General features: G+C 60.1%; 20 protein-coding genes. 5 read left to right on the forward strand and 15 right to left on the reverse strand.

Annotation, left to right across the window (positions count from 1 at the left end; all coding sequences use genetic code 11):
* Window positions 1-2 precede the first annotated feature (2 nt).
* The 11 genes from AACY30_RS16085 to AACY30_RS16135 form a co-directional block, all read right to left on the reverse strand.
* A complete protein-coding gene (locus tag AACY30_RS16085) occupies window positions 3-1,301 on the reverse strand; it encodes an acetyl-CoA C-acetyltransferase (protein WP_339471839.1) in 1,299 nt (432 codons plus the stop codon).
* A complete protein-coding gene (locus tag AACY30_RS16090) occupies window positions 1,298-2,188 on the reverse strand; it encodes a MaoC/PaaZ C-terminal domain-containing protein (protein WP_339540684.1) in 891 nt (296 codons plus the stop codon). The genes AACY30_RS16085 and AACY30_RS16090 overlap by 4 nt, the downstream gene beginning before the upstream one ends.
* A gap of 3 nt (window positions 2,189-2,191) precedes the next feature.
* The gene (locus tag AACY30_RS16095) at window positions 2,192-3,535 is read right to left on the reverse strand and encodes a 3-oxoacyl-ACP reductase (RefSeq protein WP_339540685.1); all 1,344 of its coding nucleotides are present in this window, start codon (window positions 3,533-3,535) and stop codon (window positions 2,192-2,194) included.
* A gap of 148 nt (window positions 3,536-3,683) precedes the next feature.
* Window positions 3,684-6,209 (reverse strand): acyl-CoA dehydrogenase, encoded by a 2,526-nt coding sequence (locus AACY30_RS16100; protein ID WP_339540686.1) that lies wholly within the window; start codon window positions 6,207-6,209, stop codon window positions 3,684-3,686.
* Window positions 6,210-6,407: 198 nt separating this feature from the next.
* Window positions 6,408-7,862: an outer membrane protein transport protein gene (locus AACY30_RS16105; protein WP_339540687.1), complete on the reverse strand. Its 1,455-nt coding sequence runs from the start codon at window positions 7,860-7,862 to the stop codon at window positions 6,408-6,410.
* A gap of 102 nt (window positions 7,863-7,964) precedes the next feature.
* Window positions 7,965-8,459 carry an alkane oxidation protein activator PraB gene (gene praB, locus AACY30_RS16110; RefSeq protein WP_339471829.1) on the reverse strand — a complete coding sequence of 165 codons (495 nt, stop codon included), beginning with the start codon at window positions 8,457-8,459 and terminating at the stop codon, window positions 7,965-7,967.
* A gap of 656 nt (window positions 8,460-9,115) precedes the next feature.
* On the reverse strand, window positions 9,116-10,567 hold the full coding sequence (locus AACY30_RS16115) for an outer membrane protein transport protein (RefSeq protein WP_339415905.1): 1,452 nt from the start codon (window positions 10,565-10,567) through the stop codon (window positions 9,116-9,118).
* 120 nt (window positions 10,568-10,687) lie between these two features.
* Window positions 10,688-11,191, reverse strand: a complete 504-nt coding sequence (gene praB / locus AACY30_RS16120) for an alkane oxidation protein activator PraB (protein WP_339415903.1) — start codon at window positions 11,189-11,191, stop codon at window positions 10,688-10,690.
* 130 nt (window positions 11,192-11,321) lie between these two features.
* Complete coding sequence (gene praA / locus AACY30_RS16125) at window positions 11,322-11,816, reverse strand: alkane oxidation protein activator PraA (RefSeq protein ID WP_339540688.1); 495 nt, start codon at window positions 11,814-11,816, stop codon at window positions 11,322-11,324.
* A 134-nt stretch (window positions 11,817-11,950) separates the two neighbouring features.
* Complete coding sequence (locus AACY30_RS16130; RefSeq protein WP_339540689.1) at window positions 11,951-13,231, reverse strand: alkane 1-monooxygenase; 1,281 nt, start codon at window positions 13,229-13,231, stop codon at window positions 11,951-11,953.
* Between the two features lie 294 nt (window positions 13,232-13,525).
* Window positions 13,526-14,524: an alpha/beta fold hydrolase gene (locus AACY30_RS16135; RefSeq protein WP_339540690.1), complete on the reverse strand. Its 999-nt coding sequence runs from the start codon at window positions 14,522-14,524 to the stop codon at window positions 13,526-13,528.
* 266 nt (window positions 14,525-14,790) lie between these two features.
* Between AACY30_RS16135 and AACY30_RS16140 the strand changes: the two genes are divergently transcribed.
* From AACY30_RS16140 to AACY30_RS16150, 3 genes are read left to right on the forward strand one after another with little or no spacing between them, the layout of a single operon-like run.
* On the forward strand, window positions 14,791-16,329 hold the full coding sequence (locus AACY30_RS16140; protein WP_339540691.1) for a flavin-containing monooxygenase: 1,539 nt from the start codon (window positions 14,791-14,793) through the stop codon (window positions 16,327-16,329).
* A complete protein-coding gene (locus tag AACY30_RS16145) occupies window positions 16,326-17,216 on the forward strand; it encodes an SDR family NAD(P)-dependent oxidoreductase (RefSeq protein ID WP_339540692.1) in 891 nt (296 codons plus the stop codon). The genes AACY30_RS16140 and AACY30_RS16145 overlap by 4 nt, the downstream gene beginning before the upstream one ends.
* Window positions 17,217-17,231: 15 nt before the next feature.
* Window positions 17,232-18,065, forward strand: a complete 834-nt coding sequence (locus AACY30_RS16150; RefSeq protein WP_339471821.1) for a metal-dependent hydrolase — start codon at window positions 17,232-17,234, stop codon at window positions 18,063-18,065.
* Here the strand turns inward: AACY30_RS16150 and AACY30_RS16155 are convergent.
* Window positions 18,062-20,137 (reverse strand): EAL domain-containing protein, encoded by a 2,076-nt coding sequence (locus AACY30_RS16155; protein ID WP_339540693.1) that lies wholly within the window; start codon window positions 20,135-20,137, stop codon window positions 18,062-18,064. The genes AACY30_RS16150 and AACY30_RS16155 overlap by 4 nt on opposite strands.
* Window positions 20,138-20,446: 309 nt before the next feature.
* Between AACY30_RS16155 and AACY30_RS16160 the strand changes: the two genes are divergently transcribed.
* Window positions 20,447-20,713: a hypothetical protein gene (locus AACY30_RS16160; protein WP_339471819.1), complete on the forward strand. Its 267-nt coding sequence runs from the start codon at window positions 20,447-20,449 to the stop codon at window positions 20,711-20,713.
* A 13-nt stretch (window positions 20,714-20,726) separates the two neighbouring features.
* On the forward strand, window positions 20,727-21,056 hold the full coding sequence (locus AACY30_RS16165; protein WP_339471817.1) for a DUF6388 family protein: 330 nt from the start codon (window positions 20,727-20,729) through the stop codon (window positions 21,054-21,056).
* Between the two features lie 4 nt (window positions 21,057-21,060).
* On the opposite strand, the gene AACY30_RS16170 is transcribed toward AACY30_RS16165, so the two are convergent.
* The 3 genes from AACY30_RS16170 to tssM are packed head-to-tail and all read right to left on the reverse strand — an operon-like array spanning window position 21,061 to window position 25,975.
* On the reverse strand, window positions 21,061-21,906 hold the full coding sequence (locus tag AACY30_RS16170; protein ID WP_339471815.1) for a serine/threonine-protein kinase: 846 nt from the start codon (window positions 21,904-21,906) through the stop codon (window positions 21,061-21,063).
* Window positions 21,903-22,646 carry a PP2C family protein-serine/threonine phosphatase gene (locus AACY30_RS16175; RefSeq protein WP_339471813.1) on the reverse strand — a complete coding sequence of 248 codons (744 nt, stop codon included), beginning with the start codon at window positions 22,644-22,646 and terminating at the stop codon, window positions 21,903-21,905. The genes AACY30_RS16170 and AACY30_RS16175 overlap by 4 nt, the downstream gene beginning before the upstream one ends.
* Window positions 22,613-25,975, reverse strand: a complete 3,363-nt coding sequence (gene tssM, locus AACY30_RS16180; RefSeq protein ID WP_339540694.1) for a type VI secretion system membrane subunit TssM — start codon at window positions 25,973-25,975, stop codon at window positions 22,613-22,615. Before tssM ends, AACY30_RS16175 begins: the two co-directional genes overlap by 34 nt.

The following is a 25,975-nucleotide window of genomic DNA, read 5'->3' on the forward strand; positions in this document are numbered from 1 at the left end:
CGCTACTTTTCGACGATGGCAGTAATGCCCAGTCCGCCTGCCGCACAGATGGAAATCAGGCCGCGCCCGCCGCCGTTCTCATGGATGATCTTGGCTAGCGCTGCCAATTGCCGGCCTCCGGTGGCGGCGAACGGGTGACCGCAACCCAGCGAGCCACCGTTGACGTTCATTTTCGCCCGGTCAATGGGGCCCAGCGGCGCGTCCAAGCCTAGACGCTCGCGGCAATAATCGGCGTCTTCCCAGGCCTTGAGCGTGCACAGCACCTGGGCGGCAAAGGCCTCGTGGATCTCGAAAAAATCGAAGTCATTAAAGCTCAGGCCTTCACGTTTGAGCATGCGTGGCACCGCGTAGGCCGGGGCCATCAGCAGGCCTTCGGTGCCGTCGACAAAGTTCACGGCTGCCGTTTCGCCGGTCCGCAGGTAAGCCAGCACTGGCCAGCCGTGCTCGGCCGCCCATTCTTCGCTGGCCAGCAACACCACCGAAGCGCCATCGGTCAGCGGCGTGGAGTTGCCTGCGGTGAGCGTGCCGTTCTGGCGGTCGTAAGCGGGTGACAGCCCGGCGAGCTTCTCCAGGCTGGCGTCAGCGCGTAGGTTATTGTCCCGGGCCAGGCCGCGATGGGGGCTGATCAGGTCGTCGAAGAAGCCACGTTTGTAAGCGGCATCCAGGCGCTGATGGCTGGTGAGTGTCAGCTCATCCTGGGCCAGGCGCTTGATCTGCCAGCGCTTGGCCATTTCCTCGCAGTGTTCGCCCATGGACAGGCCGGTGCGTGGCTCACCATTGCGGGGCAGCAAGGGCTTGAAAAACATCGACGGCCGAACCTTGAGCAGCGCTTTCAGCTTGTCGCCCATGCCCTTGGCGCGGTTGGCCGCGAGCAAGGTGTGGCGCAGGGATTCGTTGATCCCGATGGGGGCGTCGGAGGTGGTGTCGGAACCACCGGCAATGCCCACCTCGATCTGGCCCAGTGCGATCTTGTTCGCCACCAGCAATGCTGCTTCCAGGCCGGTGCCGCAGGCTTGCTGCACATCATAGGCCGGCGTATCCGCAGACAAGGTGGTGGACAACAACGACTCACGCGCCAGGTTGAAATCCCGCGAATGCTTGATTACCGCGCCGGCGGCAAACTCACCCAGGCGTTGGCCGTGCAGGTTGTAGCGGTCGACCAGCCCCTGCAAGGCGGCGACCAGCAGGTCCTGGTTGCTGTCGTGGGCATACACCGTGTTGGAGCGCGCAAAAGGGAGGCGGTTACCGCCGATAATCGCGACGCGGCGAACCGGGGCTGGGTTGAAGCTGTAATCAGTCATTTAAGGCTCTCTTTCCAGACGAACAGTCCACGCATGTGAGGCTTGTCACCTGCGAAATTGCGGACTTCAAACTCACGGCACGGGCCCGCTGTCGGACGGTTCCACAGCGCGACCTGGCCGGGCAGGAAGATCGGCAGCTTGAAGTCGCAATGCGCCTCGGCCTGGTCCAGCCCACCGGGCGGTTGCTGCGCAGCAAGGGCACGGCCCAAGGTCCACATGCCGTGGGCGATGGCACGGCGAAAGCCGAAGATTTTCGCGCCGATCAGCGACGTGTGGATCGGGTTGAAATCCCCCGACACCTTGGCAAAGCGCCGGCCCAGGTCGGCGGGCAGCACCCAACGTTGAGTGCGCAACAACCCTTCTTCCTGCAACAGCAACGCGTCGTCCCAGGGCTCGCCGACCGGGTCTTTGACATCCCGGCGCAGGTACAGGCTGTCGCTTTCCCATACCAGGGTGCCCGCGCTGTAGGCACGGGTCGCGATGCTCAACGCCTGCCCCTTGGGATGCGCGACCCAGCGCTCGCAATACACTTCCAGGCGCAAGGCCTGGCCTTCGTGCAGGCGTTGGTGCTGACGAATGCGATTCGCCAGGTGCACCATGCCGCTGGCCGGGTACGGGAAACTCGGGCGGGTCAGCAGCATCAGGTGCAGCGGGAACGCCAACACATGGGGATAAGACAGCGGCACGCCTTGCTCGCGGCGAAAACCACAGGCACGGCCATACGCGGCGATGCCAGCGGCGGATAACTCCACTGCCGAGCGCACCAGGCATTCCTTGGGCAATACAGGCGCACCGTCGAGCGCTGGCTTGCGCAAGGCCCGCACGCCGTCCAGCAGCAAGCGGGTGCGTGATGGCGGCGGGTCGATAATCTGTGTCACGTAGTCCATGGCTCAGGCTCCCAGCAGGCTTTGGCCACACACGCGTACGACTTGGCCGTTGACCCCGCCAGACGCTGGGTGCGCCAGCCAGGCAATGGTCTCGGCCACATCCATCGGCTGCCCGCCTTGGGACAGCGAATTCATGCGCCGCCCCGCTTCGCGAATCATCAGCGGGATCTTCGCGGTCATTTGGGTTTCGATAAACCCCGGCGCGACCGCATTCACGGTGACGTGCTGCGCCGCCGCACGCGGTGCCAGGCCCTGGACCAGGCCGATCACACCGGCCTTGGAGGTGGCGTAATTGCTTTGCCCGAGGTTGCCGGCAATGCCGGAAATCGACGACACGCACACGATGCGCCCACCGGGATTCAACCCTTGGTTTTGCAATAACGCGTCGCTGAGTTGCAGGGGCGCCTCAAGGTTGACCGCCAGCACACTGCGCCACGCCGCCTCGGTCATTTTGGCGATGGTTTTGTCGCGGGTGATCCCGGCGTTGTGCACCACCACGTCAAAAGCGCCGTATTGACTGACATGGGCCTGCAGCAGCGCGGCAGCATCCGCTGCAGTGATATCCAGGGGCAGCGCCAAACCACCGACACTCTCCGCCGCTTGTTGCAGCGACGCCTGGGCCTGCGGCACATCCACGCACACCACATGGGCGCCGTCGCGCGCCAACACTTGGGCGATTGCCAAACCAATGCCACGGGAAGCGCCGGTGACCAGCGCGCGGCGGCCGGCAAAGGGCTTGTCCCAGTTGACGGGAACCTGGCCGTCCACCGGTTTTTCCAGGCGCACCACTTGCCCCGAGACATACGCCGAACGGCGCGACATGAAGAACCGCAGGCTGCTGTCCAGTGCGTCTTCGGCGCCAGGCGCTACGTAGATCAGTTGCACGGTGATCGCCCGGCGCAACTCCTTGGCCAGCGAACGCACCAAGCCTTCGAGGGCGCGTTGGGCGATGGCTTGGGGCAAGTCCTGGCAGTGTTCCGGCGCGGTACCGAGTACCACCACGCGGCCGTGCTGACGGAGGCGCTTGGCGTTGGCGTGGAAGAACACATAGAGCTCATCCAGTTGCTGCAGATCGCCCACGGTGCTGGCGTCAAACACCGCGCCCTGCACGTTCACCGTGGACGGCGCCTTGAGCGTGGCCGGGGTAGCGGTGACTGTGTCGGTGGCCGCGAAAATCCGCTGCACCTCAAAGGCCAGGCGCCCTGCCCCGGCGAGGATCACCGGGTTGGCCAGGCCTTGCTGGTCGCTGCGATGACGTTGCAGCGGCAAGGGTTGCGGCAGACCAACGGCCTGGGCCAGGCGACGGCCCCAAGGGGAATTGACGAAAGAAAGGTAGCTGTCACTCATAAGTAGACCCACTGTCTTGGCGTGTAAACCCGATCAATGTGGGAGCTGGCTTGCCTGCGATGGCATCACCTCGGTGCTTCTGATGGACCGAGTCGTCAGCATCGCAGGCAAGCCAGCTCCCACACTGACCGTGTACATTCAGTGCCACTCAATTGACCGAGGCGTTTTCACCTTGGGCGGTTCGGCGCTTTGGCACGGGCTCCAGCGCTTGCTTGCGCCGCTGCAACGCCTCCAGCAACCCGAAGTCCTGCGGGAAGTCATCCACTTGGATGCCGTGGTCGGCGTATTCCACATAGCGACCGAGCAAGGTGTCTTCGTCGTCGCTGATCAGGTCCAGCGCCCGCGCCTTGACGCGCCAAGCGGTGAAGGCTGTGGCTGAGATCGGCATCGGCTCGATCAAGCCCTGCTTGACGGCGGGCTTGAGTCGGGCGTCGATCAACTCCACCTGCGGCAACAGGCGGAAACCCAGTTCGCCGTAGGCCAACTTGTCGATTTCCGGACGTGGGATATAGGAATTGGCCAGCAAACGGTCGCGGGTTTCGCCTGGTGTCTGCACCACATCCGCCACCTGGGCCAGCAGACGGTCCGAAGGTTTGCGCAGCGGGATACCGAACGGGAACGTCAACGCCCGCACCACGGCCGCCGCCGCTTTTGACGGGTAGTTGTCGAGCACCTCGGCCAGCGCTTCATGAGCCCGCAGCAATGCATCCTGGGCCGACCAGTGCACCAACGGCAGGTCCGCCTGGGGCCGGCCGTCATCCTCGAAGCGCTTGAGCACGCAGGACAAAATGTACAGCTGCGACAGAATATCCCCCAGGCGCCCGGTGATACTTTCCTTGCGCTTGAGGGCACCGCCCAGTACGCCCATGGAAACGTCCGAAATCAACGCAAGCACCACCGACAGACGATTGGCCTGGCGGTAGTAGGACGCCAGCGCGGGGTCGGTCTTGGCCGGTACGGATATCAGCCGCCCCGCCGTCAGAGAATGCACCGCCGCGCGTACGGTGTTAGCCAGCACAAAGCTCACATGGCCGAACATCGCGCTGTCGAAGTCTTCCAGCGCCTTGCGCCGGTCCGGGTTGCGTGCCGCTTCCATCTCGCGGAACACATAAGGATGGCAACGAATCAGCCCCTGGCCATAGATGATCAGGCAGCGCGTCATGATGTTCGCGCCTTCCACGGTAATGGCGATGGGGCTTTGCTGATAGGCACGCGCCAGGAAATTGTTCGGGCCCATGCAGATGCCCTTGCCAGCAACGATGTCCATGCCGTCATTGACGATGATGCGCGCGCGCTCGGTGACGTGGTACTTGGCGATGGCCGAGATCACCGAGGGTTTCTCACCCGCATCCAAGGACGCTACCGAGACTTTACGCACCGCATCGCAGGCATACAGGTGCCCAGCCATGCGCGCCAGTGGCGCCTGCACGCCTTCGAATTTCCCGATAGGCAGGCCGAACTGTTTACGCATGGCAGCGTAGGCCGTGGTGCCGCGCACCGCGACCTTGCCCAGGCCGACGTTGGCCGACGGCAAGGAAATGGCCCGCCCCGCGGCCAGGCATTCCATCAACATGCGCCAGCCATTGCCGACTTGCTCGCGGCCACCGATCACCCATTCCAGTGGGATGAAGACATCCTTACCGGTGGTAGGACCGTTCTGGAACACGGCATTCAATGGCCAATGACGGCGACCGCTGTTCACGCCGGGATGCGACGTTGGAATCAGTGCACAGGTGATGCCGAGTGAACCGGGAGCGCCGAGCAAGCCGTCCGGGTCCTCGGCGCGGAATGCCAGGCCCAGCACCGTGGCAATCGGGCCGAGGGTAATGTAGCGCTTGTCCCAGGTCACACGAAAACCCAGCACTTCCTCGCCTTCATGGGTGCCTTTGCAGACGATGCCCAGGTCGGGAATCGCCCCCGCATCAGAGCCAGCATATGGGCTGGTCAGCGCGAAGCACGGGATGTCCTCGCCCCGCGCCAGACGCGGCAGGTAGTAATTTCGCTGGGCATCGGTGCCGTAATGCAACAGCAGCTCCGCCGGGCCCAGGGAATTGGGCACCATCACCGAAATCGCCGCCGCCGAGCAGCGCGTCGACAGCTTCATCACCACTTGCGAGTGCGCGTAGTGGGAGAACCCTTTGCCGCCGTACTGCTTGGGAATGATCATGCCAAGGAACCCGGCATCCTTGGTGTACTGCCAGCCTTGCGGCGACATGTCCTGCCAGACCTGGGTGGTTTCCCAGTCATTGGCGATGTCGCACAGGGTTTCCACTTCGTTGTCGAGGAAGGCTTGTTCTTCAGCGCTCAGGCTGGCCGGAGCAGCTTGCAAGAGGCGCTGCCAATTCGGCTTGCCGCTGAACAACTCGGCGTCCCACCACACGGTGCCAGACTCGATAGCGGCACGCTCAGTGTCGGACATGGCCGGCATAACCGTACGAAACAGGCTCAAGGCCCGCCGAGTCAGCAAGGTGCGGCGCAGGGGCTTGATCGTCATCAACAACGCCGGCAAGACCACCAGCACCGCCGCGACGCTCACGCCGAAACCGGCCACCACGTTGAACAGGTAACCTGCCGCCAGCCAGATCAGGCCAGCGCCCAACCACAGGGCGGCGGCAGCTTGTCGATATGCCAGGGCGATCGCTGCTGCGAAACCCACCAGTAACCAGATAACCATGGAGATACCTCTACTCGATTCAGGGTACGGCCTACGTGCGCCAGGTCGAATGACATGCGGCGTAACGGCACATTACAAAATTCGAAAACTATATTCAAATTTTGTTTTGAAATTATTATTTAACCTGCAATCGAAAAAACGGCGGCTGAGCGGGCCGCCTGGTCAATCAGTCCTGTAAAGGGTCACCCCTCTGAATCGTCAAAAGGCATAGGTGACTGACAAGCTGACGACATCGCCGGACGCGTTAACCTTGCCGTCGAGACTCGCAGCGCCCAGACGGTCCACGTTTCTGGTCTTCAACTTGACTTGCTGAACGAACTGGTGGGAATAGGCGACATCAAGCGTCAGCCCGCTGATAGCCTTTACTTCGTACCCCGCGCCCAATGACAAGAAGGTGCGGTCGCCATCGGGGATCCGAGGGTCACGCGTCGAATTGCGGGTCGGTGTCTGGTCAATGGCTAGCCCTGCACGCAAGGTCAGCGCATCGGTCGCACGGAAATCTCCTCCGAGGGCGTACATCCAGGTATTTTTGTAGTTGTAGGGAATTGAAACAACCGTCATGTCACCGGATTTGAGCGTCAGGTCTTTGAACGATGACCATTGCGTCCACACCACGCTCGCACCCAAGGTGAATCGATCATTGAACCGGTGCACCCAGTCCAGGCCCGCACTGGCCGGAATATCCAGTTGGGTGCTGGCATGGGCACCGTCCGGGAACAGTTCAAGCCCCGGGTAGGCGGTGCCCACCAGCGTGCCGCTGCCGCCAAATGGGCTGGGTTGGGTCATGAGGTTGTAGGAGAACTGATCGGTGTGCACGTTGTACTTACCGGTCATCTTGTTCTTGATTCTGGCGTGGTAGTTCACTCCAAGGGTGTCGTTTTCGGTGGGCTTCCAGGCGACGCCGGTAAACCAGCCAGCCGAGACATTGTCGACCTTGACCCGCATCAGCGCACCACCGACGTCCGACGGGAACGCAATCCCCCCCAGCAGAGAATCAGACACCGCCGCCGCCGACAACAAATCGATGTTCTGGCTGACGAAGCCCTTGCTGTGCTGCACGATCACGCCGCCACCGATGGAAAACTCGTCGCTTATCTTGAACGATAACGACCCCGTCAATCCTACGGTTTCAATATTGGTATCCACTGCAAAGCCGCGCAGTTTCGACTCTTCATCCCAGGTTGAACGCATGCCTTGGGGCACGACCTGGCTCAGACCGAAGGCAAATCGGTCGCCCAGCGGCATCACCATGAAACCCGTCGGCAGCCAGGCGGAGAAACCACCTTGGCCACCGTCATTATTGTTTGCGGCAGTCGCTGTGGGATCAGGGAAACCGTTGTCATCCAACGGGGTGCTGGAAATCGGGTTGCCTGCATAGTCAGAGGCATCGCCTTTGTACTTGATCCTGATGCGTGCGTAGTCGACTGTGAACTGCGCAACGTGACGGTCTACGAAGGCCATCGCGGCCGGGTTATTGTAGGCAGCGCTCGGATCGTTCTTGAACAGCGAGCCACCGGCAAACGCCCTCCCCCAGCCGGGCGCACCATAAGTGGGCGTGGAAAAACCACCAGCGCGCACAGGTGCCGTAACCATCACCCCGCCCATCAACGCCAGTCCTAACAGAACCGGCACCGATCGTTTTTTATTATTCATAGGGTATTCCTACTGCCATCTCACTCAGCCAAGCCCAACAGGCGCCTGGTTGACGGCGCCTGTCTTTTAACGGGCAATCAGCCCTTTTTGCTCAAGTCCCCCTCAAGGCACAACGGTGAATGCCGGATTTGGCTTGACGCTCAGGCTCACTAGGGTGCAGTTGCCTGCCAGCGGTTGATTGGTCGCTGTCAACACACCACCGCTGTAGCTGGCAGTGATCGTGGAAGCACCGCAATTGGAGACCGGGTACAGAATCGAACCGGCGATGGTGTACCCGACGTTGGTCACAGAGCCCCCCGTGGCACCCGTCGCCGTCAATGTCCAAGGCAGGCCGGTGATCTTGGGCAGACTGCACAGCCCCCCGCCGGTGATGGCTACACCGGTAATTTTTGCAACGCCATCGGCGTCGACATTGCCGGTAAAAGTGGCGCCGCAGTTAACAGCCGCTTGGTAGGAAGACGGTGATTTCACCGAGATCGTGCCGGGCGCGGTGAAGTGCGTGTTTACCGGGGTAATACTGTACGCATTGGCCATGGAAGCAGCGCCCATGGCAATTGCCAAGGCAGATAACGACACTAGGGTTTTCACGTTCATCATTATAATTCCTCACAGATAAAGGCGAGTTATTCGCCAGGGTAATGACCCAGATCGAAAAGTCGTGCAAAAAAAGCAGATCTTCTCGTTCCAGCCACATTTCAACTGAACAATCGATAAACAATACGAATGGATTTATTCGATAACCCTGAAGGATTACGCTGCTGAGCACACCCATTGCTGCATGGGTCGAGCGTGGCGCAATAGTTACGACGCAGATCGTTTAATTGGCTGGATGCTTGCATAGTAAGCGTTCCCCCTTTGAACTATTCGTGTTCGGACAGAACAACTTTCTGGCAACTAAGCACGCACCGAAATAGGAAAAATCTGAGCGACGTAATTCAGTAAGCACACGTAACTAAGGAAGCACGCGATGTCAGATTTGATGGCTCTTGCGCTGGACGATTTCGAGGTATTTCAAATATCGTGCCCATCAAAAAATCGATCAGAAAGCAACGCAAAAACCCAAGCGAATATGCTCGGGTTAATGTAGGAAAGTTGCCTCAAGGCTGATAATTACAGGGGGACTGGCAGGAGAACCGCCACAGTGAATGTCCGGGCAAAAAAATGGCGAGCGCGAGTCATACGACTTGACCAGCCATCGAGAGGGGTTATGACGCGAACACCAAGATGCGCTTGATGCTCACGCCATAACGGGGTTAAAACTTGTAGGTGGCCGACAAACTGACGACATCGCCTGAAGACTCGGCAGTGCCGTCAAGACGGCCACCACCAAGACGATCGACGTTCTGGGTTTTGATATTGACCTTCTGAACGAATTGGTGAGAATACGCGGCATCCAGTGTCAGGCCGGGAATGGCCTTGACGTCGTAACCCGCGCCCAGCGATGCAAAATAGCGGTCGCCGTCGGGGATGCGCGGATCGCGCGTCGAATTACGAGTCGGCGTCTGGTCATACGCCACGCCTGCCCTCAAGGTCAACTCATCCGTGGCCTTGAAATCGCCCCCCAGGGAGTACATCCACGTGTCCTGATAATTATAAGGAATGGCAACAATCGTCGAGCCATTGGACTTGAGTGTCAGGTCCTTGAAGGACGACCATTGCGTCCACACGGCGCTGACGCCTAACGTCCAACGATCATTGAACTGGTGCACCCAGTCGATAGCGGCAGTCGCCGGAATATCCAACTGCGTGCTGGCATTGGCGCCATTGGGGAACAACTTCAGTCCAGGGTACGCCGTTTCAACCAGCGTCTTGCCATCACCAAAGATCGAATCGTCCGTCATCAAGCCGTTGTTCAGTGCATCGGCCCGAACCTTGTACTTACCCGTCAGCTTGTTTTTGATTTTGGCGTGGTAGTTCAGACCCAAGGAGTCTTTGTCGGTCGGTTTCCACACAACGCCACCAAACCAGCCAACGGAAACATTGTCCACTTTGACCCGCATCAGCGCAGTACCTACGCCTGGCGGGAACGCCCCGTTACCCAAGCCGGGAGAGACCGAAGCAGCCGAGAATAGATCGATGTTCTGGCTGACGAAGCCTTGGCTACGTTGGACGATCATGCCACCGCCGATGGAAAAGTCGTCGCGCACCTTGAAGGATAAGGACCCCGTCAAGCCGACGGTTTCAATTTTGGTGTCCACGGCGAAGTCGCGAAACTTGGAATTTTCATTCCAGGTGCTGCGCATGCCTTGCGGCACGACCTGACTGAGGCCGAATGCAAAGCGGTCGCCAATCGGGATCACCAGAAACCCGGTTGGCAGCCACGCGGTGAAACCACCCTGGCCGCCATTGTTGTTATTGACGGTTGCAGTGCTCGGATCAAAGCTACCATCGGGCGACACTGCGGTATTGCTGGCCGGATTACCGGTGTAATCGTAAGACTGCCCCGTGTATTTGATCTTGATCCGGGCATAGTCGACGGTTTGTTGAACCACGGATTGATCGACGAACGCCATCGCTGCCGGATTGTTGTATGCAGAACTTGGGTCATTCTTGAACAGAGAACCGCCGCCGAACGCCCGGCCCCAACCTGGGGCACCGTAAGTCGGCGTAGAGAACCCACCCGCCTGCACGGTAGCGGCCGTCATCAGCCCCCCCAGTATTGCCAACCCCAACAGTGTATGAGCCTGTTGTTTCTTAGTGATCATGCGGCACTCCTTATTATTATTCGCTTCCGGCAATGCCGGCTTTCTACGTCAGCCGGCACCTCAAACGAGGCACCGGCCTTTCAAAGGGTGATCAACCCTGCGTTCCTTAACGTGTGCCCGTTATGGGTTAACCGTCAGACCAGAGGCAGTGGTAGTCAGCGATACAATGTTGCAACCGCCACTCAGAGGCTGGTTTGCCGCGGTAAGGGTGTGAGACGAAGCATTCCAGGTCACATTGATGGAGGATGGGCCGCAGTCGGTGCCGGGGATAATAAAAGTCTTTTTAATGGTGTAACCGACGTTTGCCACTTTGCCTTCAGTGGCCGACGACGCAGTCAGCACCCAGCCTGGCGACGGAATGCTCTTGAGCGTAGGCAAAGCACACAAGCCACCTCCGGTCAGTGCGGCATTGGTGATAGTGGCAACACCGCCACTGACAGTACCGCTGAAAGTGATGCCACAGGTCACACTGCCGCCGAATGAAGACGGTGATTGCACCACGATGGAACCTGCGGTGGTGGTAAAGGGGCCTTCAGGGCTGATCGAAGCCGCATTGGCCATCGAAGCAGCACCCATGCAAACAGCCAAAGCAGACAACGATACGAGGGTTTTCAAACTTTTCATTGTTTTTCCTCACATGTTATGGCGAGTCATTCGCCAGGGGGTAATGGCCATGAACGAGAGGTCACGGTGAAACTGCAGAACTTCCCTTTCCAGCCAAATCTCAATTCAATTACCGCAACAACATTTGCTGTTATTCAACCACTTTGAAGTTCGGCGGCATTTTGATCGACACCGTCTTGATTGTGCAGTCTTCGCCAATCGGCACGTTCGCGGCTTCCAACTTACCGGTGGCGTTATCCCATGTACCCTCGGCGGTAGAAGGCCCGCACGTACCACCCAGGCCAAACGCATGCACATCTACGCTGATGTTCGACATGGAACCGCTCTTGGTGTCTTTGGCAACTAATACCCAGGGCAGGTTAACGGCTTCGACTCGGCTGCATTTGAGGCCGCCATCGAATTCAACTTTGTCGACATTCACCGATGAGCCGTCGGCCGCCACTTTGCCGGCGACCTTGATGGTGCAGTCGGCGCTGATCAGCGCACCTTTGGAAAAACTGATGGGGCCCTGGGCGTTAAACGCACTGCCGGCTGGCTCAATGCGCGCAGCTTGAGCCTGGTGGTAGACGATCAGGCCCAGCGCGGCCAATACGATATGGGTGGTGAACTTGGCAGGTGATTGCATGATGTACGTCCTTCCCTTGAAATTATTTTTGTTCGGGTCAAACAACTTTTTTGCAACTAATTTTAAGAGTCCTGGGCGATAGAGACCTGCGCGATGCACAGATCCCGAGCGCGTAACACACGTTTTAATTCACATCAGAACGGCTTGGCACTGCCGCTGTACTTCTCCAGATACTTCAAGCGCTGTGACGGTTGAAGATTGGTCAGGGTGATATCCCCGGCATAATGATTCAGCACTCGATGATCCATGCGACGTCGCCATAAATAAGGCACATAGGCCCAGACGATCATGCTCGCATAGCCGTAGGGAAGTTGCGGCGACTCATCAAAGTGGCGCAACGACTGATAACTACGGGTTGGGTTGGCATGGTGATCGGAGTGCCGCTGCAATTGGAACAGAAAGATATTGGTGACAATACGGTTACTGTTCCATGAATGCCGTGGTGAGCAACGCTCATAACGACCGTTGGGCAACTTCTGGCGTTTAAGCCCGTAATGCTCGACGTAGTTCACCACTTCCAGCAGCGAGAAGCCGTAGATGCCCTGAATGATCAGGAACGGGATCACTGCCGCCCCCAACCAGGCGATCATCGCGCCCCACAACACCACACTGTACATCCACGCGCTGAGTACCCCGTTCTGCCAGTGCCAGGCCGGCAAGCCGAGCTTGCGCAGGCGTTCGCGCTCCAGGTTCCACGCCGAACGGGCACTGAGCCATACCGAGCGCGGGAGGAAGGCCCAGAAGCTCTCCCCCAGGCGCGAACTGGCTGGATCTTCCGGGGTAGCCACACGTACGTGATGGCCACGGTTGTGTTCGGTGTAGAAGTGCCCGTAAAAGGTCGGGGCCAGGGTGACCTTGGCCAGGAACACTTCCAGCGCGTTGGGCTTGTGTCCCAGTTCGTGGGCCGTGTTGATTGCGATGCCGGTAGCGGCACCTGTCGACATGGCCATGCCCAGGTAAGTAAACCAACTCGCTTCGCCATGCAGTTGAGTGCGCGCAGTGATGTAGCTGGCGGCGTGGGACAGCCAGTTGGACGGTTCCAGGTTCGCCGCAGCCTGCAACAAACCACCCCGGATGATCCAGTCGATACCGCCGGCGGCCAGCCAACCGGTGATCACCACCGATGAGATGACGAACAGCACGCCGGTGTAGACGATCCAGCGGTAATAGCTTTGGGATTCGAGGTGGCTGACGGCGGAGTCGGGCGGGTTGCTCACATCCTCACCGAGCAAGCTGTCGATCAGCGGAATCAGGCCGAAGATCACCAGCACGCCGACCCACCAGAGTTGCTGGATACCGGTGCAGATGGCCAGTGCACCGGAGAGCAATGGCGTGGCCAGGGGCGTGATGCCCAGCCACCACAGATGACGCTTGCCGTCGGTCCATACGCTTGGGGCTGCCAGAGTCTGATTCATGGCAACCTCCGCGGCAGGGAGGCAGAAAACAGGTTCAGGGAGCGCTGAATGCTCCGGGAAATCAACCATGCGATAAAAGGCGTTTTTTTCATTTTTATTCGCTCTTAGGCATTTCAAAAATCATTTCAAAATAAACATTGAAATATTTTTTTAAATAAATAGCGCGGAATCGATAGGTCGTCAACTATTTTTTCGAGGCCTTTTCCGCGTGACTGGGCAGTCTGTTTTTCTGCCGTTTGGTCAGGTCTCTAGGGCAAGCATCTCGGACCGTCCACCGCGCAGTGGAGGCCACGATTATTTGTTCGCCAAGGCAAATGGCGGATGCAGGATCGCGGCGGTTTCCGGCGGCCGGGCACGCTTGGCCAATTGCAGTACCGCCTCGACCACCCGCGCCGTGGCGGTGATCGGCAACATATGGCCGCGCCCTTCCACCACCTGCAGCTTCAGGCCGGGGACCCTGTCAGCCAGGGCCTGCCCGTGTTTGCGAAAGTCCAGGACCTTGTCACGCGCGCCATAGATCAGGCTGATCGGCAGCGTCAGTTGCGGGTAGCGCTTGACCATGTCCGGCAGGTAATCGTTGACCAGCGCGATCTCGCTGGACGCCGCATAGAAGTTGTCGGGCCGCATGCCCAGCAGCCCGCCGCCGCGGGTAGCAAAATCCTCTGGGGCAGTGTCCGGAGCGAACACGCCCTTGACCACCGAGCGGCGCGTGAGCAGGCCCATTGGCACGGTCAGGGTGTATGACACCCAACGCCGAAGCAGGGCCGGTCGTATCGCCAGTGACCAGAACACCAAGGGCAATGTGGGTTGCGGATGGGTCAGTGGTGCCACCAATACCAGGCCGGACACCGCATGCGGGTGGTCCAGGGCCAGCGCCAGTGAGATCGCGCCGCCGAGGGAATGGCCCAGCACCAGCGGTCTGGCCAGGCCTAGCGTGTCGATAAAGGCTGCCACTTGCCGCGCCTGGGCCGGCAAGTCCGCGGCGGTGCCTTTATGGCGCGTGGAATAGCCCGACCCCGGACGGTCAAGCGTGATCACTCGAAAGTGCTCGCACAACTGGCCGGACAAGGCGTAGGTGAGGTTGCGACTGCTGCCCATCAGCCCGTGAATCATCAACAGAGGTGGGCCCTTGCCCTCCTCGTAATAGTGAAAGCGCTCGCCATTCACTTCCACAAAACGCCCGTTGCTCGGAACGGCCGCTTCGATACGCCGCGTCATCCAGACACTGAACCCCCACAACGCGGCGCTCACGCCCATAAACACAGCCGCAGCAACAACCCATTCAACAGCCATAGCTCGGTCCTCTGCATCCCTGCTGCTGGCGACCCGACCGGAATTGATCAAGGCCTCAGCTATCGTCCACACCCTGGACCTAACGTCGTGCCTGTCCGTCGGACAAATCGCACATGAGGAACCGGGGACTAGCGTAGGCGATATTTTCAGGTAGATTATTTAAAATCTTTTTTAAAATAAGTAATTCAATTTTTCTTTGCAATGGTGTTCTATCTAAAAGACAAAACAAGAAAGGGAGCACACCCGATGCCCACGAAGGACTGCTTATGAATGCCCAGAGTGATTCAATCGACATTGCCATCATCGGCTCAGGCTTTGCCGGCCTGTGCATGGCGATCAAGCTCAAGGAGGCCGGCTTCACCGACTTCTTTATCGCCGAGCAGGCCGACACGCTCGGGGGTACCTGGCGGGACAACCACTACCCGGGTTGCACCTGCGATGTGCAGTCGCATGTGTACTCGTTTTCCTTTGCTCCCAACCCGGACTGGACGCGGCAGTTCGCGCCGCAGGCAGAGATCCGCGCTTACCTGGAGCAATGCGCCACGCGCTTTGGGCTCGCGCCCTACCTGCGCTTCGGCATGGGCCTCAAACGCGCGGTGTTCGACGACCAACGGCAACGCTGGCAGTTGAGCTTCAGCGATGGCCGTCAGGTCAGTGCGCGGGTACTGGTATCGGGCATGGGGGGCTTGTCGCGCCCAGCGCTGCCGGAAATTCCCGGGCTCGACAGCTTCAAGGGCAAGCGCTTTCACTCCCAACAATGGGATCACGACTACGCCTTGAAGGGTAAGCGCGTGGCAGTGATCGGCACCGGCGCCAGTGCCATTCAGTTCGTGCCACAGATCGCGCCGCAGGTGGCTCACCTGGACCTGTTCCAGCGCACCCCGCCGTGGATCATGCCCAAGCCCGACCGCGCGGTTTCGCCCTTCGAACGCTGGCTGTTCAAGCACCTGCCCTTCACTCAGCGCCTGGTGCGCGGCGCCTTCTACTGGGCGCTGGAAGGCCGCGTAATCGGCTTCGCCCTGCACCCACGGCTGATGAAGATGGTGCAGAAAATCGCCCTGCGCCACCTGCATAAACAAGTGGCTCGCCCTTCGCTGCGCAAAACGCTGACCCCGGACTACACCATCGGCTGCAAGCGCGTGTTGATTTCCAATGACTACTACCCAGCGTTGTCGCGCAGCAATGTCGATGTGGTCACCGAACACGTGGTACGCATTGAAGCTGACGGTGTGATCACCGCCGACGGCATCAAGCACCCGGCCGATTGCCTGATTTTCGGCACCGGCTTCCAAGCCACCGATCCCCTGCCCCGCGATTGCATCATCGGGCGCGGTGGCGTGGACCTGATGGACACCTGGCAAGACGGCGCCCACGCCTACAAGGGCACCACCGTGCCGGGCTATCCCAACCTGTTCCTGATCGTCGGGCCCAACACCGGCCTGGGGCATAACTCGATGATCCTGATGATCGAAGCCCAGGTCACCTACATCCTCGACGCACTCCAGCACATGCAGCGGCATCGCATCGCCACTGTCGACGTCAAACCCAGTGTCGAAAGCGCCTACAACCAACAGCTGCAAGACAAGCTCAAGCGCACCATCTGGAACACCGGCGGTTGCCAAAGCTGGTACCTCGACCCGCGCACGGGCAAGAACACCACCCTATGGCCCGGCTCGACCTGGCGCTTCAAGCAGGTCACCCGGCAGTTTGCGCTCAAGGACTACGTGGCCGACCTGCTACCGGTCAACGCGCCCAGCCGTCCAGTGCCGGCGCCCCACTCCACCGCAGAAGGCAGCCTGTCATGAAGTCATTCAACGGTCGCGTAGCGGCCATTACCGGCGCGGCATCCGGCATGGGTCGCGCCCTCGCCCTGGCCCTGGCTCGGGAAGGTTGCCACTTGGCGCTGGCGGACAAAAACAGCCAGGGCTTGGAACAGACCGAGGCGTTGATCAAGACCTCGACCTTGGCCCCCGTGTTGATCACCACCCAGGTGCTGGATGTTTCCGACCGCCAGGCCATGCTGGATTGGGCCGCGCGCTGCGTTGCCGAACACGGCCAGGTCAACCTGGTGTTCAACAATGCCGGGGTGGCCCTGTCGAGCACGGTGGAAGGTGTGGACTACGCCGACCTGGAATGGATTGTCGGCATCAACTTCTGGGGCGTGGTCCACGGCACCAAGGCGTTCCTGCCGTATCTGAAAGCCTCGGGTGACGGGCACATAGTCAACACGTCCAGCGTATTCGGCCTGTTTGCCCAGCCCGGCATGAGTGGCTACAACGCTACCAAGTTCGCCGTGCGCGGCTTTACCGAATCCCTGCGCCAAGAGCTGGATATGCAGCGCTGCGGCGTCTCTGCCACCTGCGTACACCCGGGAGGCATTCGTACCGATATCTGTCGCAGCAGCCGTATCGACGCGAACATGACGGGTTTCCTGATCCACAGCGAACAGCAGGCCCGCGCCGACTTCGAGAAGCTGTTCATCACTGACGCAGACCAAGCCGCCAAAGTGATCCTGCAAGGCGTGCGCAAAAACAAGCGTCGTGTGCTGATCGGCCGCGACGCGTATTTCCTCGACCTGCTCGCCCGGTGCCTGCCGGCGGCCTATCAAGCCTTGGTGGTACTCGCCAGCAAGCGCATGGCCCCAAAAGCCCGCACGCCGGTGTTTGAAACCAACGACGAGCCCCGCCTCTGAACAGGAGCATGCGCTATGTTGCCGATCCGCCGTGACATCCATTTTGACCTGCCCGCCGAGCGTATCAAGGACTGGCATGAACAGGGTCCGTTCATCACACATTTTTTCAACGCGTTGTCGCTGTTGTTCCCCCAGGGCGAGCTGTTTTTCATGGACAGCGTGCGCCACTACCGCCAGCACATTGATGATCCTGAACTGAAGAAAGAGGTCCAGGGATTTATCGGCCAGGAGGCCATGCACAGCCGTGAGCATGTGGCCTACAACAACCTGCTGCAAGCTGCAGGGTTGCCGGCACACACCCTGGACCGACGGCTTAAATTCATCCTCGATCTGCAGAAAAAACATCTGCCGCCGTCCTTCAACCTCGCGGTGACCATTGCGCTTGAACACTACACCGCGATGCTGGCGGAAATACTCCTGAGCGACCCGACGCGTTTCGGCCATTCACTCAAAGGCTACCAGCAGATGTGGTACTGGCACGCTCTGGAGGAAACCGAACACAAGGCCGTGGCCTTCGATGTGTGGAACCGCGTGATCAAGCCCGGCCCCAAGCGTTACCTGCTACGCACCGGGACCATGCTGACCACCACGTTGCTCTTCTGGCTGGTGGTATTCGATTTCCACCTGCGCCTGCTGATTGCCGACCGCAAATCGGGGGGGCACCTGAAAGGCTTCTGGCGCATGCTGAAGTTTCTGTATGGGCCCAAGGGGGTTTTCCCACGGATGCTGGTGCCGTGGTTGCATTACTTCAAACCCGGTTTTCACCCCTGGGACCATGACAACCGCGCACGTCTGGCTGGGATAGACGGCCTGGTCGAGGAAATCGAGCAGACCCAGCGCGGTTATTAGCCCTTGGCTAACGCGGCACGCGCTCGCACAAAGCCTTCCAACTGATCGCCCGGCAGCGCCTTGCTGAAATACCAGCCCTGGATAATCAATTCGGCGCCGGTGTTCAGGAAGGCTAACTGCTCGGCAGTCTCTACCCCTTCCACCACCACACCCAGGTTCAGCGCCTCACAAAAACGCAACATGCCGGTCATGACCTGAGCGCCCTTGGGATCATGCTGGGCCACCACGAAACTGCGGTCGATCTTGATGAAGTCCACCGGAAACTGGTGCAGGTAACTCAAGGCCGAAAACCCGGTGCCGAAGTCATCGATGTAAACCTTGGCGCCGATGGCTTGCAGCTTCTGGATGGTCCGGCGCGTGGCCTGGATATCACTGACCAGCGCGTCCTCGGTGATTTCCACCGATACCTGCCCGTGGGCCTGGGCCAGAATCTCCACAAGGCGCTCGCCATAGGCAGCGTCGGTCAGGGTCGCGCTGGAAATATTGATGGTCATCGGCAAGGCAAAGCCAAGTTTTTGCCACTTCTGGTATTGGCGAACCGCCTGGGATGCCACCCACACATCCACGTCCGGCATCAACCGCGCCTGGGCCAGCCATTGCAGGAACTCCCACGGCGAATGCACCGTGCCCTGGGCATCACGGGCACGCATCAGCGCCTCACAGCCGGTGCAAAGGCCTGTGCGAGTCGAGACCTGCGGCTGAAATTCGAGGTAGAACTCGTAGTCGCTGATCTGCTGGATGCGGCTCAGCTCAGTGGCCTGGCGCGCCAAGGTCTTGTGCGAAGCGAGCACCGGGTCCAGCTCGCGCAACCGGCCCTTTTCCTCAAGGCCGCGGAAGGTCATGTCCAGGGACTTGAGGTATACCGTGCCGCCCTCAGTGGCCTGGCGATGAATCGCGTGCACATACGGCGCGTACACCAGCGTGCCCAGGGCCAGCAGTGCCAGTTGCAGCGCCACCGCCGCCAGGTCGCCGTGGGTACTGAGATAGGCATTGAGCAGCACAGGCGCAGTGAACGGTACGCTGACCACTGCTGGCGACACCCACCCCATCTGCACCACGGTTAACGCCACCGTGGCATTCAACGCAGGTACGATCAGAAACGGTAAGAACAAGCGCGGGTTGAGAATGATCGGTAAACCGAACAGCAGCACTTCACTGACGTTGAACAGTGAGAGCGGCAAACTCGCCACCGCCAACAGGCGCATGGACTGGCTCTTGGAGAACAGCAGGATCGCCAGCAACAGGCACAATGCACCGCCCGAACCACCGATAAACGCAAAGCTGCCCAACAGGCCGCTGTTCAACACATACTTGATCGGCTCGCCCGCTGCCGACGCCGTGCTATTGAGCACTACGGCCTGGTCCAGCACATCGAACAACGGTTGCATGGCGTACACACCGTGGATCCCGAAAAACCACAGCAGCGAATTCATCAATGTCACAAACAGGCCGCTGCCATAGGGCGATTCCAACGCATTGAGTACCTGCGGCCCTTGGAGTTGGGCCATATAGGGCACCTGCAACAACAAGGACAGCACTGCCACCAACGCCAAGGCAGTGATGGCCCCCGGCACCACCATGTTGATCGTGCCCCGCAGGTTGTGCCCCACCAGGTCTTCGTTGACCAGCCGGGTCCAGCGGTAACGGTGCAGCCAGGCAATGGCCGGCACGTTCAACAGCGGCGAAGCAATCGCGATAAACAGTACGAAGGTGGCCGAGGCGCGCGGGTAGTCCCGCAGGACAAACGTCGCCACCACCACATGAGCCAGGCACAGGAATGCCACCGGCAGTTGCGGCAGGCGATGCTGGATCGCCAGCATGTAGCCAATGGAAGCGGCCACCAGCAGTGGAATGACGGAGCTGATCTGATTGTGGAGGCCGGCGAGGAACGCCACCACCCGCGGGTCGAAGCCAAGCACGCGGGCACATTCAGACAGGATCAGAAAGCTCGCCGACACCAGCAGGCACGGCAGGATCCACAACAACCCTTCGCGGATCGCTCGCAGCGACTCAGTGCTGGCCAAGGCGGCCAGGCGTTGGGTGAAGAAAAGCTTGAACAGCGATTGCGCCATAACCCATCCCTCTGCCCATCGCCCACTGTCCCTGGAAGGCAGCGCCGGAAACACGGGCTAACGCTACACGTCCTGGCACAGTGAGCGAAAGCTTTTTGCCATTCATCCGGGTGTTTTTTCAACAATGGATGACAGGAAATTCGCTGAAATTTTCCAAATAATTGACTTTTCTGAGCTGGGCCAATCGCGGAGTCTGCTTCAATACTGGCTGTCTGTGTGTTTATGTGTGCAGGCTCGCGGCGCCGGGGACTCAACTGATCAAGGAAGGTTGTTTGCGAAGGCAGCAGGCACCAGGGAGGTAAGCTGGCTATGCAAAGTAAGCTGCCAATGAAGGGGCACCCGCTGTTGTTCAACGTGCTGCTGTGGGTGTTCGGCGTTGCGCTGCTGTTGACCAGCAGGGGCGTTATTGAACGAGCGACCGGGTCCCCCAGCGATAGCTCTGTGGACTTGGCCATCGTGCTGAGCGCCTATCTGTTATTGTTTTTACTCAACCCTATACGCGCCTGGACCTACCGCCGGCTGCGCAAACGCGCGCGTCGCCTCTGTGCATCCCACCGACCGGAATCCGGCCCTTGATTGGAGCAAGCCTTTGTCACCACCTGGCGATAACCACCAGCTAGCACTGGACAGGTTCCTCAACGAACACCCCGATGTGGCCTCCGAACTCAATACCCTGAACCCGCTGGCCGCCCAGGCCAAGGGCGAAACCCTGGCGCAGTACCGCGCCGAGCGGCTGCATGAAGCCTTCGAAGCGGAAGCCGAACGCCAAGGCCTGTTTGCCTGGGAATTGACCCTCAAACTGACCTCCGAGTCCGCCGAAGCCTTCGAAGCCCAGCGCCTTGAGGTGCACAGGGAAGTGGCGCAGATGGCGGGCCTGGGCTGGAGCGAGTACTGCAAGTTGCATGACCTACCCGGTTGACGCACTAGCTCAGGAACCAGCAACGACGCCGGCCCGCCAATGCGTCGCGCAACTCGGCGACGCCGACCGTTCGCTGCTCGGGGTCCATCGCCAATGCTGAACACAAAGGAGGCCAGCAGTGCCTGGGCAACTGCCTGGGCCGACGCAGTCGCTGATTCTGCTGGCGCTCGCCGGGGCGCCGGCCTTCGGCCAGTTCATAGAGCACGCAGGCAGCCCCGTACAAATCGGCACTGGCCGACGGTAACCCTCCCGCTATCAGCTCTGGCGCCGCATAAGCCGGCGTCCAGGCATTCAGGCGACTGCGGCTTAAGCTCGGCAACCCAGCTTTTGCCTGCGTCTCGGCATGGCCCAGGCCAAAATCGAACAAGCGTACCCCTTGCTCCCCCACCATGATATTCGCCGGTTTCACATCCCCATGCAGGACGCCTTGCCGATGGGTATAGGCCAGTGCATCCAGCAATTGCAGGGCCATGGGTTGCAGCTCCTGCCATGCCAGCCCCTGCGGACACTCCGGGAGCATGCGATCCAGGGTCAGGCCCGGCATCACTTCCATCGTGAAAAATGCCAGTTGGTGCGTGGTGTCTACCTCGAATGAAAACGCGCGTACCACATGGTCATGGCACAGACTTCGGGTCAGGGCGAATTCGCTGTACAGCAACACATGAGCGTCGGCGGAGGCAGAAAGGGTCTCGCCCAACAGCTTCAGCGCCACACGGCAGTCGGGCTCGCCGAACGCCTCATGCATCAGGTCCCGGGCCCGATAGACCACGCCCATGCCGCCAGTACCCAGGATTCGTTCAAGGCGATAGCGCCCCGCCAGCAGGTTGGGCGGGCCTGCCGCCGCGCTCATGGCTGGATCACCACGGCGGTGAGGTCATCCCGCGCCGGCCCCCGCAATACGTCGCTGAATAGCTGCTCCACCACCTGCCGTGGCGTACCTGCACTCATGGCCCTCCCCAGTTCCCTGTAGCTGAGCCCTTGGTACAGGCCATCGCTGCACAACAAAAATACATCTCCGGGATGGGGGCGCAGCTCCAGTATCTCGAGGCTCAGCGGCTGCCGGGCTCCAACTGCACGGGTCAACGCCCTTGCGCCTGGATGAGCCTGGGCCATTTCTGGGCTCAGTTGTTGCTTATCCATGAGGTGTTGCTGCAGGGAGTGGTCACGCGAGAGCTGGTACAGGCGCTGCCCACGCCAAAGGTAGCATCGACTGTCTCCTGCCCAGATACAGGCCGCACGGTTGTGTTCGAGTAACAGCACCACCACCGTACTGCCGATGATGCCCGCCAAGCCATCGGCAGGTTGCAACTGACTGTCGAGGCCTCTCAGGCAGCGTTGCACAGCCCCGATCCGTTGATCGAAGCCCCCTTGCCCCGCCAGCGCAGCAAGGCTGCTGACTACCCATTGACTGGCGACATTGCCTGCTTGATGGCCACCCATTCCATCGGCGACCGCCCAACAACCACCTTGCGGGCAATCCAGGAACGCGTCCTCATTGCGCGCACGATTCTTGCCTTGCGCCGTGCGCCCGGCACTGCGCCAAGGGTGCGCCCTGCTCACAGTTGCTTCGGCAGGCGAAAGGTGCGCCATGTCGCCATCTGGAACGGGCTTGGGTTGCGTTGGCTGGTGAGCAGGTAATTGGCACGCAGGCCGGCCAGCTCGGCTTTGAGTATCTGCGCATCCCTTCCACTGGCAGGCTCGCTTTGCATCAGGTCGAAAAACCGGAACAACGACCAGGCGCCACTGTCTTTTTCAATCCCAAGGGGCCGCTCCGCACCGCGCTCCAGCACCAGGCTGCTGCGACCGTTTTCTACCTCGTTCGGCCAATGAAACGCCATCGGCACGATTGGGCCGTGACGGTACTCCAGCTGCTGGTCGCCCACTCGCAGCGTCGCCCGGCTGACGGCCTGGTCCAGGCTGTAGGGCGCCAGCGTAAACCGCACGGCCCAATCACCCTGATCCTCGGTGAAAAACCCCTGGCGAATGGTCTGCGCCTTGGTCAGTTGGTCGAGGAGCGAGCGCGCCATCGGCAGGCTGCGGCCTTCCAGGGCCCGCATGCGATAACGGGTGCCCTCGACACTGACAAATGGCCGCAGGTAACCCTCATAAAAGCGCGCCATGGCGCCCCGTGGTTTGAAGAACGCCTGGAAATCGCCCAGGGCAACATCGCTGCCGGCGTGAGCATCGAAGGGGTATCGGCGCTGGATAGCCTTGGCATAGAAACCATAGACCTCACTTTGATAACGCTGATTCACATACCCATACGCGCCATCGAGCAACTGGCCCCAGCTCTGGTCGGCCACCCCTTCGAACCAGCCCCTGAGCGGTTGCGGCAAGCGGGCAGCCGCGTCACGCAGATTGCCCAATAACGGTTGCTGCCCGTCCATGCGTTGCCTGGCCATTCTGAAAGCAGCCTGCTCCGGCGAACTCTCCCGGTTCAGTGTCGACAATTGCAACTGCAGCTCATCGATCAAGCGCAAGGTCTGCGTCAACTCGGCCCCAGGGTTCTGCTCTTCATCAAGCAACTGATGCAAAGGCTCGAAGCGGCGCTGCAACGCACGCCGGGCAGGATCAGCCTGCGCCTGGCGCGATAACGTTCTGGTCAGCACGCCGGTGGCTGCCGCGCCCAACTCACCAACCTGCTGGCTTGCTGCATCAAATCGATCCAGGCTCGGCGATAAGCGTGTGTTTTCGCGAACCTGCTGCAACATTTGCACCAATGCCGACTGAGCGGAAGTCAGGCTTGCAAGCTGCTCCGCACCTTGTCTCAGACTAGAACTTTCCAACAGCCTGACCCGCCCCAGGGCGTCACTCCAGGCATCGGCGTATTCACTGAAATAGCGCTGCTCCAACGCCTGCATCAACCTGCGTAGATCCATCGCACTGAGGTCAGTGCCTTCGCCAAGCACCCAGTTATCCTGAGCAATGGAATTAACCAACTGATGGCCCTGTTTCTCGAAAAACTGCAGGTATTTTTTAGTGTAGAAACCCGGTATGGGTAGCTCGCCCCTCGAGAGCGCCGGACCTTCGGCCAGGCGGTAAGGTTCCAGGTTCCGCGCTTGTTCCCGCAGCGCCCGATAGACCACTTCCGCCAGCGACTCACCGCGCAGTACCAAGCGAGCCTGAGCGATCAACTCATCATTCAAAGGCGCCAAAATCGGTTGTTCAAGGAGCCGCGTGAAGTGTTCACTCAAACGCTTATGCGTCGAAGCATCCCCCGACCACTGGCCAGCCACATGCTTTGCCAGCCACTCGGCATCACGCCGCTCACGCAGATTGAGCATCAGGTAGGCGCGCAGGTTGTCCAGCAACCGCTCGCGGTCACTCAGGCTGCCTCGCACCTGGCCTTCGAGCAGCATGGTCACATGGGGCAGCAGTTGCTGGCGCAAGGCTTCTTCATAAGCGCCGACCACAATCGGACGACTTATCTCCCCCTGATACAACGCTGCCCGATCAACCCATCGGACCTCTGCCAGCGGTGCAAACACGTTTGTTGCAGCCAGGCGACTGTCCAGCAGCGCCAGCAACGCAAGGCCCTCGTCCGGACTGTATTGGCGGGAGGGCTGGGTTTTGATCAACTCCGCCAGTTGCGCCAGGCGCTGATGGTTGAACGCGTAACCGTGCGCCCATAACGCCGCTGCCGCCCCGATGACCAGAGAGGCGGCAAGCGCCAGCAGCCCATGACGCCGACGTAGTCGCTGCCGCTCCGGGGTATTCAAACCGGCGAGATTGGCCTCGGCAAAGATCACGCGACTGAACAAGCCCTGAACGAAGTGAGGGCGCACATCGCCGGTCTTCGCACAGGTCAGGTAGAACCCACTCAGGCCGTTGATGCGCTGGTAGCGATGAGCGGAAAACGCAGTCTCGATAAACAGGCACAGATGGTCACCGATACGTGCAACCTGTCGCGGAAAGTCGAGCATCCGGCCTCGACGCTCCCTGTTTCGCTCCTGATGCAAGCGCGGGATCAGCTCCGCACCCAGGCGCTGCAACAGGTTCTCGAACTGTTCTTTCACCTGGGTGATGTGGATGCCGGCCGCACCCGCAACCAGTCGCCCACCCAAGACGTCTTCTGCAGCGTCGCCCTGCTGCGCGTCAAAGAACTCGGCAAACCCGGCCAACCGATCGGCCTGGGTCAACACCAGATACACCGGCACGTCCACATGCAGCGTCTGCTGGATTTCATGCAGGCGGGTACGCACATGACGCGCGTGGCGCTCCAGGTCGTGCTCATTGCTGCTCAACAGTGTATCGACTGATAACGTCACTATTACGCCATTGAGCGGCCGCGCACGGCGCCATGTCTTGAGCAGACCCAGCAGTGTCGACCATCCTGCCGCATCGACTAAGTGGTCTGGCTGGTCCAAGTACCGGCCAGCCGCCTCGACCATTACGGCGTCTTCGGCAAAATACCAGTCACAGTATGGGGTCGTGCCTGGCGTCGCCGCTTCAGCTCGGTCGAGCGGAGATTGCAAGCCACTGGCAGCCAACAGGCAGGTCTTGCCACTGCCTTGCTCGCCAATCAACAGGTACCAGGGCAACTCATTGCGCCAACGTTCGCTGCGCTCTCCGTAGCGACGGGAGCTTTTCAACGTCTGCAACGCCTCCTTGAAGCGCCCACGCACGTGTCTGGTTTCGTTGTTGATCAATTCCTGCCGTTGATGACGCTCATGGTGTTCAGGCTGATTCAGTTGCGTGGTCCGGCGCGCACCCACCACGACCATTGCCAGCCCCCACAACAGCAACAACCCGCTGATGGTCAGTAAACGGGACGTCGAGCCTTGCCAGAAACGGTAGTCATCCACCGCCAGCAGAGGCCCGAAAAACCACACCAGCAGCGCACTGGAAAACACCAGCAACAGGCTCCATACCCAACTCTTGCGCAGTACCGTACCCACGCCCTTGAAGAATGCGTTCAT

The sequence above is a fragment of the Pseudomonas sp. RA_5y_Pfl1_P24 genome, assembly GCF_963970945.1.
Taxonomy (GTDB): Bacteria; Pseudomonadota; Gammaproteobacteria; order Pseudomonadales; family Pseudomonadaceae; genus Aquipseudomonas; species Aquipseudomonas tritici.